Origin of the sequence: Burkholderia glumae LMG 2196 = ATCC 33617, from assembly GCF_000960995.1 — a bacterium.
Taxonomy (GTDB): Bacteria; Pseudomonadota; Gammaproteobacteria; order Burkholderiales; family Burkholderiaceae; genus Burkholderia; species Burkholderia glumae.
The window spans coordinates 646228-658827 of record NZ_CP009435.1; the positions used below are offsets into that span (position 1 = coordinate 646228).

General features: G+C 68.8%; 12 protein-coding genes. 8 read left to right on the top strand and 4 right to left on the bottom strand.

Going from position 1 to position 12600, the window contains the following annotated elements; genetic code table 11:
- The first annotated feature begins 43 nt into the window (after positions 1-43).
- From KS03_RS15455 to hisC, 4 genes are all read left to right on the top strand, one after another.
- A complete protein-coding gene (locus KS03_RS15455; protein ID WP_026051571.1) occupies positions 44-1000 on the top strand; it encodes a ribose-phosphate pyrophosphokinase in 957 nt (318 codons plus the stop codon).
- 189 nt (positions 1001-1189) lie between these two features.
- Positions 1190-1804, top strand: coding sequence for a 50S ribosomal protein L25/general stress protein Ctc (locus KS03_RS15460; RefSeq protein WP_015877050.1), 615 nt, complete (start codon positions 1190-1192; stop codon positions 1802-1804).
- A gap of 136 nt (positions 1805-1940) precedes the next feature.
- Entirely contained in the window at positions 1941-2546 is a 606-nt protein-coding gene (gene pth / locus KS03_RS15465) for an aminoacyl-tRNA hydrolase (RefSeq protein WP_015877051.1), read from the top strand.
- A gap of 84 nt (positions 2547-2630) precedes the next feature.
- On the top strand, positions 2631-3698 hold the full coding sequence (gene hisC / locus KS03_RS15470; RefSeq protein WP_035983605.1) for a histidinol-phosphate transaminase: 1068 nt from the start codon (positions 2631-2633) through the stop codon (positions 3696-3698).
- A 63-nt stretch (positions 3699-3761) separates the two neighbouring features.
- Here the strand turns inward: hisC and KS03_RS15475 are convergent, their stop codons facing one another.
- A complete protein-coding gene (locus KS03_RS15475) occupies positions 3762-4031 on the bottom strand; it encodes a YfhL family 4Fe-4S dicluster ferredoxin (protein WP_015877053.1) in 270 nt (89 codons plus the stop codon).
- Positions 4032-4320: 289 nt separating this feature from the next.
- On the opposite strand from KS03_RS15475, the gene KS03_RS15480 reads away from it, so the two are divergent.
- Positions 4321-5643, top strand: a complete 1323-nt coding sequence (locus KS03_RS15480; protein WP_015877054.1) for a TIGR00366 family protein — start codon at positions 4321-4323, stop codon at positions 5641-5643.
- A 144-nt stretch (positions 5644-5787) separates the two neighbouring features.
- Here KS03_RS15480 and coaD read toward each other — a convergent pair whose 3' ends face one another.
- Positions 5788-6288, bottom strand: coding sequence for a pantetheine-phosphate adenylyltransferase (gene coaD, locus KS03_RS15485; protein ID WP_015877055.1), 501 nt, complete (start codon positions 6286-6288; stop codon positions 5788-5790).
- Positions 6289-6398: 110 nt separating this feature from the next.
- Positions 6399-7013 carry a 16S rRNA (guanine(966)-N(2))-methyltransferase RsmD gene (rsmD, locus tag KS03_RS15490; protein ID WP_035983602.1) on the bottom strand — a complete coding sequence of 205 codons (615 nt, stop codon included), beginning with the start codon at positions 7011-7013 and terminating at the stop codon, positions 6399-6401.
- Between the two features lie 187 nt (positions 7014-7200).
- On the opposite strand from rsmD, the gene ftsY reads away from it, so the two are divergent.
- The 3 genes from ftsY to leuA all read left to right on the top strand — a co-directional run bounded on the left by ftsY (position 7201) and on the right by leuA (position 11980).
- A complete protein-coding gene (gene ftsY / locus KS03_RS15495; protein WP_015877057.1) occupies positions 7201-8370 on the top strand; it encodes a signal recognition particle-docking protein FtsY in 1170 nt (389 codons plus the stop codon).
- A gap of 569 nt (positions 8371-8939) precedes the next feature.
- Positions 8940-9917, top strand: coding sequence for a DNA-binding protein YbiB (gene ybiB / locus KS03_RS15500; RefSeq protein ID WP_015877058.1), 978 nt, complete (start codon positions 8940-8942; stop codon positions 9915-9917).
- A gap of 413 nt (positions 9918-10330) precedes the next feature.
- Complete coding sequence (gene leuA, locus KS03_RS15505; RefSeq protein ID WP_015877059.1) at positions 10331-11980, top strand: 2-isopropylmalate synthase; 1650 nt, start codon at positions 10331-10333, stop codon at positions 11978-11980.
- A gap of 196 nt (positions 11981-12176) precedes the next feature.
- On the opposite strand, the gene KS03_RS15510 is transcribed toward leuA, so the two are convergent.
- Entirely contained in the window at positions 12177-12563 is a 387-nt protein-coding gene (locus KS03_RS15510) for a nuclear transport factor 2 family protein (RefSeq protein ID WP_015877060.1), read from the bottom strand.
- Between the last annotated feature and the right edge of the window lie 37 nt (positions 12564-12600).

Below are 12600 nucleotides of genomic sequence, written 5' to 3' on the forward strand. Positions count from 1 at the left end.
GTTTCTTCTGTCATTCCCGCCCCCAGCCCGAAGCAGGTTCATGATGAGCAGCCATGACGGCCTGATGGTTTTCACTGGCAACGCAAACCCCGCGCTTGCACAGAAAGTCGTCGACAATCTCGGAATTCCTCTTGGCAAGGCCATGGTCAGCCGTTTCTCGGACGGTGAAATCCAGGTCGAAATCCAGGAAAACGTGCGCGGCAAGGACATCTTCGTCCTGCAATCGACCTGCGCGCCAGCGAACGACAACCTGATGGAACTGATGATCATGGTCGATGCGCTCAAGCGCGCATCCGCAGGCCGGATCACCGCTGCCATCCCCTACTTCGGCTACGCACGCCAGGATCGCCGCCCGCGTTCGGCGCGCGTCGCGATTTCGGCGAAGATCGTCGCGAACATGCTGGAAATCGCCGGCGTCGAGCGAATCATCACGATGGATCTGCATGCCGACCAGATCCAGGGCTTCTTCGACATTCCCGTCGACAACATCTACGCCACGCCGATCCTGCTGGGCGACCTGCGCAAGCAGAACCACCAGGATCTGCTGGTGGTGTCGCCGGACGTCGGCGGCGTGGTGCGCGCGCGTGCGCTCGCCAAGCAGCTGAACTGCGATCTCGCGATCATCGACAAGCGTCGCCCGAAGGCGAACGTCGCCGAGGTGATGAACATCATCGGTGAAGTCGAAGGCCGCACCTGCGTGATCATGGACGACATGGTCGATACGGCCGGCACGCTCTGCAAGGCCGCGCAAGTGCTGAAGGAACGCGGCGCGAAGCGCGTGTTCGCCTATGCCACGCACCCGGTGCTGTCGGGCGGCGCGGCCGCGCGCATCGACGCGTCGGAGCTCGACGAGCTCGTCGTCACCGACACCATCCCGCTGTCGGCCGAGTCGCTCGGCTGCGCGAAGATCCGGGCGCTGTCGAGCGCCGATCTGCTCGCCGAAACGTTCGCGCGGATCCGCCGCGGCGATTCGGTGATGTCGCTGTTCGCCGAGTCCTGATCGCGGCACAGCGGTTCGCGTGGCGGCTCACGCCGGCGCGCGAATCCAAGGTATTCGGTTGTACGTGAAAAGCGAAGCGTCCGCGCTTCGCTTTTTGCACATCGGCCCGGAAGGACGAAACCCGGGCCGCATCAAGGGCCGAAAGGCCCCATTACACTGCCTGGTCGCGGGCAGTCATTGGAGAAAGTCATGAAAGTCGTCGCTTTCGAGCGTACTCAGCAAGGTACGGGTGCGAGCCGCCGCCTGCGTAACACCGGCAAGACCACGGGTATCGTGTACGGCGGTGAAGCAGCCCCGCAAATGATCGAACTCGATCACAACGCCCTGTGGCACGCCCTGAAGAAGGAAGCCTTCCATTCGTCGATCCTCGATCTCGAAGTGGCCGGCAAGTCGCAAAGCGTCCTGCTGCGCGACGTGCAATACCATCCGTTCCGCCAGCTCGTGCTGCACGTGGACTTCCAGCGCGTCGACGCCTCGAAGAAGCTGCACACGAAGGTGCCGGTCCACTTCCTGAACGCGGAAGTCAGCCCGGCGGTGAAGCTGTCGAGCGCGGTCGTCTCGCACGTCATCACCGAACTCGACGTCGAGTGCCTGCCCTCGGCCCTGCCGGAATTCCTCGAAGTCGATCTGTCGAAGCTCGAGGCCGGCCAGTCGGTCCACGCCAAGGACATCACGCTGCCGAACGGCGTCGCGCTGGTGGCACACATCGACGCGGAAAACCCCGTGATCGCGACTGCCACGATCCCGGCTGGCGCCGTCTCGGACGACGCCGCTGCCGGCGAAGGCGAAACGCCCGCTGCCTGAGCACGGCTTTCCGAGCCGCGCCCGCACCGTCCAGACGACGGTCCGAAGCAACCCGCCGCGGCTCGCCCGGCGGGTTTTTTCATGGTCGTGCCCAAGCCGCTCACGCGGCCCGACCGGTCCAATCGGCCTCTTCATCATGATCAAACTGATCGTCGGACTCGGCAATCCCGGCGCCGAATACACGGCGACGCGCCACAACGCCGGCTTCTGGTGCGTCGACCAGCTCGCGCGCGAAGCCGGCGCGACGCTGCGCGACGAGCGCCGCTTCCATGGCCACTACGCGAAGGCCCGCCTGTACGGCGAGGAAGTCCACCTGCTCGAACCGCAGACCTACATGAACCGCTCGGGGCAGTCGGTCGTCGCGGTCGCGCAGTTCTTCAAGATCCTGCCCGACGAGATCCTCGTCGCGCACGACGAACTCGACCTGCCGCCCGGCGCCGTGAAGCTCAAGCTCGGCGGCGGCAGCGGCGGCCACAACGGGCTCAAGGACATCTCCGCGCATCTGTCCTCGCAGCAATACTGGCGGCTGCGGATCGGCATCGGCCATCCGCGCGACCTGATTCCCGAAGGCTCGCGCGCCGGCGCGAAACCCGACGTCGCGAACTTCGTGCTGAAGCCGCCGCGCCGCGAGGAACAGGACGTGATCGACGCGTCGATCGAGCGCGCGCTGGCGGTGATGCCGATCTTCGTGAAGGGCGAGGCCGAGCGCGCGGTGATGCAGTTGCACCGCAACGGCGCGTAGCGCGCCCCGCACGGGGCGCGGCGAGTTTTGCGCCGTGCGCGCCCGGCCTGCGTTAATCTGCTCGTTTTCAGTCAGGAGCCCGTGGTGAGCCGTTATTGGAGCAACATCGTCGAGCAGCTCGTTCCGTATGTGCCGGGCGAGCAGCCCGCGCTCGCGAATCCCGTGAAGCTGAACACGAACGAGAACCCGTACCCGCCGTCGCCGCGCGTCGTCGAGGCGATCGCGCGGGAGCTCGGCGCGGCGGGCGAAGCGCTGCGCCGCTATCCCGATCCGCTGGCCCGCGCGCTGCGCGAGACAGTGGCCGCCCATCACGGCCTCACGCCGGAACAGGTGTTCGTCGGCAACGGTTCGGACGAAGTGCTGGCCCACACGTTCCAGGCGCTGCTGCAACACGAGCGGCCGATCCGCTTTCCCGACGTCACCTATAGCTTCTATCCGACCTACGCGCGCCTGTACGGCGTGGAGTACGAGGCGGTGCCGCTCGCCGACGATCTCTCGATTAGGGTCGAGGACTACCTCGGCGGCAACGGCGGCGTGCTGTTCCCGAATCCGAACGCGCCGACCGGCCGCGCGCTGCCGCTCGCCGAGGTCGAGCGGATCGTGGCCGGCAATCCGGATGCGGTGGTGGTGGTCGACGAAGCCTACGTCGATTTCGGCGCCGAATCGGCGATCGGGCTGATCGACCGCCATCCGAACCTGCTGGTCGTGCATACGACCTCGAAGGCGCGTTCGCTGGCCGGCATGCGCGTCGGCTTCGCGTTCGGCCAGGCGCCGCTGATCGAGGCGCTGAACCGCGTGAAGGACAGCTTCAATTCGTATCCGCTCGACCGCCTCGCGCAGGTGGCCGCGCGCGCCGCCTACGAGGATCGCGAGTGGTTCGAGTCGAACTGCGCGCGCGTGGTCGCGAGCCGCGCCCGGCTCAACGCAGCGCTCGAGGCGCTCGGCTTCGAGATCGTGCCGTCGGCGGCGAATTTCGTGTTCGCGCGCCATCCGGGGCACGACGCCGGCGCGCTGGCCGCCGCGCTGAAGGCACGCGAGATCTTCGTGCGGCACTTCAAGCAGCCGCGCATCGACCAATACCTGCGGATCACGGTGGGCACCGACGCCGAATGCGACCTGCTGGTGGACGCACTGCGCGACCTGCTCGGCTGACGGAAGCGGCTTCGCGCCGGCGCAGCCTGCGGGAGCGGCGGGCAGGCGGCGCCCGAGACGGCGTTACGGTGTGCCGGCCTCGCCGGCCGCCGCGACCAGCGCGTGATACTTGCTCATCAGTTGAGCGTGCGTCTCCGCATGCTGCGGGTCGCGCGGAATGCATTCGACGGGACAGACCTGCTGGCACTGCGGTTCATCGAAGTGACCGACGCATTCGGTGCATTTGCCGGGATCGATCACGTAGATGTCCGGGCCCATCGAGATCGCGCCGTTCGGGCACTCCGGCTCGCACACGTCGCAATTGATGCACTCGTCGGTAATCATCAAAGCCATACTGGCACCAGCTTTCCTAGAAAAAACAACGCATTATAACTTTTCGGGATCGTCCGCGCCGGCCCGGCCGTGCCGCGCGCGGAGCTCTCCCGCCACCGCCCCGCGCCGCGCTTCCCTCGAGCTCGAGCGGCCAAATCGGCCAGCCAGCACGCCGCGCCGCGTATTTCGTTACCATTCCCGCCGCGGCGCCGGCTTTGCGACCGGCAATCCGGCTCGCACCGGCCGCCCGGCAACGGGCGGCGAATCATATCAACCACAACGACCGAACTCACCAGCCAGGAGGAGACCCGTGATTTCCCGCATTTCCCGCTTTTTCACCCAGATCGTGCATCGAGTGCTGCCCGATCCGCTGATCTTCGCGATCTTTCTGACCGTGGTCACCTTCGTGCTCGCGTTCTCGCTCACGCCGAAGACACCTGGAGAACTCGTGCTGCTGTGGGGCGGCGGGTTCTGGAACCTGCTCGCGTTCACGATGCAGATGGCGCTGATCCTGGTCACGGGGCACGCGCTCGCCAGCTCCGGTCCGGTCAAGCGCCTGCTGGTCGCGCTTGCGAGCTCACCGAAGACGCCGGCGCAGGGCGTGATGCTGGTGGCCTTCGTGGCCGGCGTGGCCTGCGCGATCAACTGGGGCTTCGGTCTCGTGCTCGGCGCGATGCTCGCGCGCGAGGTTGCACGGCGCGTGCCCGGCTCCGACTACCGCCTGCTCGTCGCCTCGGCCTACATGGGTTTCCTGACCTGGCACGGCGGCCTGTCCGGCTCGGTGCCGCTGGTCGCCGCGACCAAGGGCAATCCGATGGAGAAGGTGATCGGCCTGATCCCCGTCTCGCAGACGCTGTTCACCGGCTACAACGCGTTCGTCACGATCGGCCTGATCGTGATGCTGCCGTTCCTCGCGCGGCTGATGATGCCGAAGCCCGGCGAGGTGGTGACGGTCGATCCGAAGCTGCTCGAGGATCCGCCCAGCTTCGAGCGCAAGCTCGCGCCCGGCGCAACCTGGGCCGAGCGCATGGAGGAAAGCCGCCTGCTGTCGCTGCTGGTCGCGCTGCTGTGCCTGGTGTTTCTCGTGATCCGCACGCGCACCAGGGGGTTCATGCTCGACATCGACACCGTCAACCTGGTGTTTCTTGCCGCCGGCCTGGTGCTGCACCGCACGCCGATGGCCTATGCGCGCGCGATCGGCGCAGCCGCGCGCGGCGCCGGCGCGATCATGATCCAGTTCCCGTTCTATGCCGGCATCCAGGCGCTAATGGATCATTCCGGGCTGGCCGGCGTGATCACGAATTGGTTCGTCGACATCGCCAACGTCCATACGTTTGCGCTGCTCACGTTCCTCAGTTCGGCCGTGATCAACTTCGCGGTGCCCTCGGGCGGTGGCCACTGGGTGGTGCAAGGGCCGTTCGTGATGCCGGCCGCGCAGGCGCTCGGCGTCGATCTCGGCAAGTCCGCGATGGCGATCGCCTACGGCGAGGCCTGGACCAACATGGCCCAGCCGTTCTGGGCGCTGCCCGCGCTCGCGATCGCCGGGCTCGGCGTGCGCGACATCATGGGCTACTGCGTGACGGCGCTGCTGTTCTCGGGCGTGGTGTTCGTCGCGGGGCTGTACCTGTTCTGAACCGGCGGCCTCCCGTGGCGGGAGGCCGGACGCGCGCGCCGCGCGGGCAACGGTTCGGAACGGTAAGAAAAAGGGCCGGCCGGCGCGGCGCCGGGCGTGAGCCGGCGCGCAACGCACGACCAGAGCACGACGGGACGGGCGGCGTCAGACGGCCGGCGCCTGCCCCATCGCGGATACTTTTTCCGTCAGCCACTTCTCGACCGACGGGAACACGAACTTGCTGACGTCGCCACCCAGTTGCGCGATCTCGCGCACGATCGTGCCCGAAATGAACTGGTATTGATCGGACGGCGTCATGAACATGGTTTCGACGTCGGGCAGCAGATAGCGGTTCATGCCGGCCATCTGGAATTCGTACTCGAAATCGGACACGGCGCGCAGCCCCCGGACGATCACGCGCGCATTGTTGGTGCGCACGAAATCCTTCAGCAGCCCGGTGAAGCCCATCACCTTCACGTTCGGATAATGGCCGAGCACCTCGTTCGCGATCTTCAGACGCTCCTCGAGCGAGAAGAATGGCTTCTTCGCCCGGCTGTCGGCCACGCCGACGACGAGCGTGTCAAAAATGCTCGATGCGCGCCGCACGAGATCCTCGTGCCCGCGCGTGAGCGGATCGAACGTACCCGGGTACACGGCGACTACCATGTCGCTCCTCCTGTGATCATGCGATTGGTGCGGCGGCGATACGGATCACGGCCGCCCCCACGATGGGCGCGCGTCGCGCGCTGCGCGCGGCGCCTCGTTTGGAACGCGCATTATTCATCATTTTCGCGTTGCAGCAAATGATAGCGGACCGCGCCGGCCTTGCCCTCGCGCGTCACGGTCCAGCCCGCGAGCGCCTCGTGGGCGGCCGGGTCGAGCGCGTCGCCGGCTTCCACGTACAGGTGGCCGCCGGGTGCCACGAGCTTGACGGCCAGCGCGAGCGCGCGCTCGAACAGTTCGGCGTCGGCGAACGGCGGATCGACGAACACCACGTCGAACGAGGCCGGCGCGAGGCCGGCCGCGAGCCGCAGCGCGTCGGCTTCGGCCACCTCGACGGCGCGCGCCGAGAGCTTGTCGCGAATCACACGCAGTTGCTGCGCGGCACGCGCGTTGCGCTCCACCATCACGACGCTCGCCGCGCCGCGCGAGGCGGCCTCGAAGCCGAGCGCGCCGGTGCCGGCGAACAGGTCGAGACAGCGCCGGCCGTGGAGGTCCTGGCCGAGCCAGTTGAACAACGTCTCGCGCACGCGATCGGGCGTCGGGCGCAGCCCGTCGAGGTCGAGCACCGGCAGCGGCGTGCGCTTCCACTCGCCGCCGATGATGCGGATCGTGTGCGGCTTGCCGCGGCTGGCACCGGCCGACAGGCGGGGGGAGGACGAACGAGGCATACGGGATCGGGGCAAACGGGACGAAACGGGTGGATCGGCGCGGCCCGGGGCCGCAAACAGGCGCACGTTACCACAGCCGGCGCAGCGCTTCGCCGCTGCCCGCGCGGCACGCCTGATAAAATCCCCCGTTTCGGGCGCCGGCCACGGCCGCCGCGCTGCCGATCCCTCTTCCCCAAGCCAGCAGACCATGTTCAGCTTCTTCAAACGATTGATCGGCTCGAAGGCCGACGACGCGTCGCAGGACGCGCCGGCGGCCGACGAGCAAGCCAGCGCGGCTCACGCGCCGGACGCGGCCGGGCATGCCGCCGCCGCGGCGAGCCGGCCGGCGCCCGCGCCGGCACACGACGCCGAACCCGCCGCCAGCCCGGCTGCACCGGTGCCGGCCGCCCCCGCCCCTGCGGCCGTGCCCGCCGCCCCCGCCGTCGAAGTCGTGCCGCCGCCCGCGCCTGAGCCGGCCGCGAAAAAATCCTGGATCGCACGACTACGCTCCGGGCTCTCGAAGACGAGCACGAGCCTCACCAACGTGTTCGTCAATACCAGGATCGACGACGAACTCTACGAGGAGCTCGAAGCCGCGCTGCTGATGTCCGATGCCGGCATCGACGCGACCGAATACCTGCTCGGCGCGCTGCGCGAGAAGGTGCGCGCCGAACGCCTGAGCGATCCGCTGCAGGTGAAGGCCGCGCTGCGCGCGCTGCTCGTCGACCTGCTCGCGCCGCTCGAGAAATCGCTGATGCTGGGCCGCGCCCAGCCGCTCGTGATGATGATCGCGGGCGTCAACGGAGCCGGCAAGACCACCAGCATCGGTAAGCTCGCCAAACACCTGCAGCGCTTCGACCAATCGGTGCTGCTGGCCGCCGGCGACACGTTCCGCGCGGCCGCGCGCGAGCAGCTCGCGATCTGGGGCGAGCGCAACAACGTGACCGTGGTGCAGCAGGAAAGCGGCGATCCGGCCGCCGTGATATTCGATGCGGTCGGCGCCGCGCGCGCGCGCAAGATCGACGTGGTGATGGCCGACACCGCGGGCCGGTTGCCCACGCAGTTGCACCTGATGGAGGAACTGCGCAAGGTCAAGCGCGTGATCGGCAAGGCGCAGAGCGACGCGCCGCACGAGGTGCTGCTCGTGATCGACGCCAATACCGGCCAGAACGCGCTCGCCCAGGTGAAGGCATTCGACGACGCGCTGGGCCTGACCGGGCTCATCGTCACCAAGCTCGACGGCACCGCGAAGGGCGGCATTCTCGCCGCGATCGCGCGGCAGCGGCCGATACCCGTCTACTTCATCGGCGTCGGCGAGAAGGTCGAGGACTTGCAGCCGTTCAACGCCGAGGAATTCGCCGACGCGCTGCTCGGCTGAAGCGGCGGCGTCCCGTTTTCCCCGTTCACGGCCCGGCCCTGGCCGGGCCCGCCATGCGGCCGGCGGCGGCGCCGCGTGAAACGCGTCGAGCGTCATCGCGGGATCGTAGTTCCGCACGAGCGTCGGATACGGCGCCAGCTCCAGGCCGAAGCACCGCGCGTCGTAGGTCTGCGAGATCGGGCAGCAGTCGGCAAGCGTGGGCGTATCGCCATGCCCGAGCCGGCCGGTGCGCGGCAACGGCGGCGGCTTGGGCGCGGTCTCGTCGAGACATTCGATGACCGCGAGCGACTGCTGCCGCGCAACGTCGTCGTCGCCCAACCTCGGCACCAGTGCGTCGGGATTCGGCGCGCGATACGCGGGCGGTATCACGCCGAGCTGCGCAACTCACCCCGTAGCTCCATCGCCGGCACTCCCGCCGATGCGGCGTCCGTGATGCGGCTCGGTATTGTGCCGCGGCAGCGCGGTGCCGGTCCGCTTGCAAGAATGCCGCAAATGCGGTACTCAGTGGGCTTGCCCCCTACCCCAGGCGCGGCGCCGCACCGGTGCCGCGCCCAAGCTGCCAAGCCGCGATGACCGACGCCGCCATTTCCGCCCCGACCGCACCCTTTTCCTGCGCCCGCTTCATCAAGGAGATCGGCCGCGGCCCGCACGGCGCCCGCGCGCTATCGCCCGAGGACACCTTCCAGCTGTATCAGGCGATGCTCGACGGCCGCGTGTCGGACGTGGAGCTCGGTGCGGTATTGATCGCGTACCGGCTCAAGGGCGAGACGGCCGACGAACTGGCTGCCATGCTGGCCGCCGCGCAGGCGTCGTTCGCACCGCTGCGCGCGCCGGCCGGCGCCTCGCGGCCGGTGTCGATCCCGAGCTACAACGGCGCGCGCAAGCAGCCGAACCTGGTGCCGCTGCTCGCGCTGCTGCTGGCCCGCGAGGGCGTGCCGGTGCTCGTGCATGGCGTCGCGACCGATCCGGGACGCGTGACCAGCGCCGAGATCTTCGCCGAGCTCGGCATGCCGGCCGCCGCCTCGCCCGCGGCCGCCGAACGCGCGCTGGCCGAGCGGCACGTCGCCTTCGCGCCGCTCGACGTGCTCGCGCCGAAGCTCGCGCGCCTGCTGGCGCTGCGCCGCGTGCTGGGCGTGCGCAACTCCACGCACACGCTGGTGAAGCTGCTGCAGCCGTTCGAGCCGTTCGGGCTGCGCCTCGTGAACTACACGCATCCCCCCTATCGCGACAGCCTCGCGCAGTTGTTCGTCGAGCATCCGGAGGCGGCCGCCGGCGGTGCGCTGCTCGCACGCGGCACCGAGGGCGAGGCGGTGGCCGACACGCGCCGGCAGGTGCAGGTGGACTGGCTCCACGACGGGCGCTGCGAGACGCTGCTGGCGCCGGAGCGCTCGTCACCCGATGCGCCGCCCGTCGCACTGCCCGAGTCGAAGGACGCGGCGACCACGGCCGCCTGGACCCGCGCCGTGCTCGACGGCGCCGTGCCCGTGCCCGACGCGCTCGCGCGCCAGGTCGAGACGATCCTGCGGATCGTGCGCGTCGAAGCCTGAACGCGGCGGGCGGCGCGAGCGCGGCAAGGCTGCGGCGATGCGAACGGCGTGCATGAGACGCGATCTCGTGGCGGCATTTGACAACGCGTGACCTGCCGCATTAGAGTTGTCGCCATGCGTTCCATTCCGAACCCCCTCCGAATTACCTCCGGCCGCCTAGCGCGGTCGCTATCGCTACGACTAGCGTAAGGCTGTCGTCGCGCCGTGCTTCCGGCACGGTCCCCCCTGAGCCGTTCCCGCAGTTCCCTCTCGTTTTTCTTAACCCGTAGTCGTCAGCCGTCGTCCGTCCATCCGTCGGGCGATCGCGAAGATCCGCCGCATGCCGGCCGCGAAGCCGTGCGGCCCGTGCGCAGGCAGCCGCCATCCGGCTGCCGCCCCGTCTTCGCTCGCGACCGCATCGCCTCGAGGCCACCATGCAGCGCAACCCCGCCGACAAGTACCGCCCATTCGAACCCGTTCGCCTGAACGGCCGCAAATGGCCATCCCGCACGATCACGCAGGCGCCGATCTGGATGTCCACCGACCTGCGCGACGGCAACCAGTCGCTGATCGAGCCGATGCGCATCGAGCAGAAGCTCGAATTCTTCGAGATGCTCGTCGCGATCGGCTTCAAGGAGATCGAGGTCGGCTTCCCGTCGGCCTCGCAGACCGATTTCGACTTCGTGCGCAAGCTGATCGACGAGCGGCGGATCCCGGAAGACGTGACGATCGAGGTGCTGGTGCAGTCGCGCGAGGACTTGATTGCTCGCACCTTCGAGGCGCTCGAAGGCGCGCCGCGCGCGATCGTCCATCTTTACAACGCGATCGCGCCGTCGTTTCGCCAGATCGTGTTCGGTCTCTCGAAGGAGCAGGTGAAGGCGCTGGCGGTGGACGGCACGCGGATGATCAAGGAGCAGGCGCAGGCGCGCCCGGGCACGCACTGGACCTATCAGTACTCGCCCGAAACCTTCAGCATGACCGAGCTGAGCTTCGCGCGCGAAGTCTGCGACGCGGTTGCCCAGACCTGGCGCCCGACCCGCGACCACAAGATGATCGTCAACCTGCCGGCCACGGTCGAGGCCTCGACACCGAACGTGTTTGCCGACCAGATCGAGTGGATGGACCGCAACCTCGGCTATCGCGACAGCATCGTGCTGTCGGTGCATCCGCACAACGATCGCGGCACCGCGGTGGCTGCGACCGAGCTCGCGCTGCTGGCCGGCGCGGACCGCGTCGAGGGCTGCCTGTTCGGCAACGGCGAGCGCACCGGCAACGTCGATCTCGTCACGCTCGCGCTCAATCTCTACACGCAGGGCATCGATCCGGGCCTCGACTTCTCGGATATCGACGCGGTACGCGCCGTGGTCGAGCGCTGCAACCAGTTGCCGGTGCATCCGCGCCATCCGTATGCGGGCGATCTCGTCTTCACGGCGTTCTCGGGCTCGCATCAGGACGCGATCCGCAAGGGCCTCGCGCGGCAGCGCGCCGACGCCCCCTGGGAAGTGCCCTATCTGCCGATCGATCCGGCCGATCTCGGCCGCGGCTACCAAGCGGTGATCCGCGTCAACAGCCAGTCCGGCAAGGGCGGCGCTACCTACCTGCTCGAACGCGGCATGGGCTTCGCGCCGCCGCGCCGCGTGCAGATCGAGTTCAGCCGTGCGGTGCAGGCGGTGGCCGACCGCTCCGGCGAGGAAGTGACGGGCGAGGCGATCTGCGCGCTGTTCCGCCGCGAGTATCTGGAGACCACCGGGCCGGCCGCGCGCGTCGGCAGCACGATGACCTGGCAGCGGCGGGAAATTGCGGCCGGCGGGACGCTCGCGAGCGACACCGTGGAGGCAATCGCCGTGCAGGCCGCGGCGGCGTTCTCCGCTGCGGCCGGCACGACGGTCGAAGTGGCATCGATCGAGGCGCTGCGCGGCCGGGACGGCCGCTGCGCCGTGTTCGTCGGCGCGCGGCTCGGCGGCGCCGCGCTGCGCTACGGGGTGGGGATCCACGAGGAACCGGCGGTGGCCGCCGTCGATGCGGTCATTAGCGCGCTCAACCGTTCCGGCTGGCATTGCGCGGACCGTCGCGCCGCGGCCTGAGGCTCGCGGGCCGGACGGCCGCCCGCCGCCCGCGGTGGGGCGCTTGGCGCCTCGGCTTGCGGCGCGGCCGCATGCACTGCGCCACCGCCCCGTGAGATCCACGGCGCACGGGCGCAAAAAAGGCGGCCTGACTGGCCGCCACGAAACAAACCTGCGAGGCACCCGCTAACGGCCTCGCGCCGCGCGACCGCGACGCCTAGGTTTCGGTGGCGCAACGCGTCGCGTGCCAGACGAGCAGGCGCCAGCGGCCCTGTTCCTGAGCCTGCAGCGCAGTGTAGGCCACCGGAAACACGATGCCGCCGTTGTTGGCCTCCAGCTCGACGATCACGCGCCCCGTCACGACGAACGCCTCGCCGCCGATCGGCATCACGTCCTGGGTCTGCACCTCGATCTGGCGATAGCGGCGGCGACCGGCAACGATCGCGTCGATGAGCTGCTGCTTCGATTCGCGCTTGCCATTCGTATGCACGTAATAGGCGCTGTCGGACAGCAGCGCGTCGAGCGCCTCGCCGTCACCTTCGACCATCGCGCGGAACCGGTCACGCTCGAGCTCGCGAATCGCATCGATCATCTTCGCCACCATCACCGTACTCCCAGGCCCCGCGCCCGCCGCGCGTGCC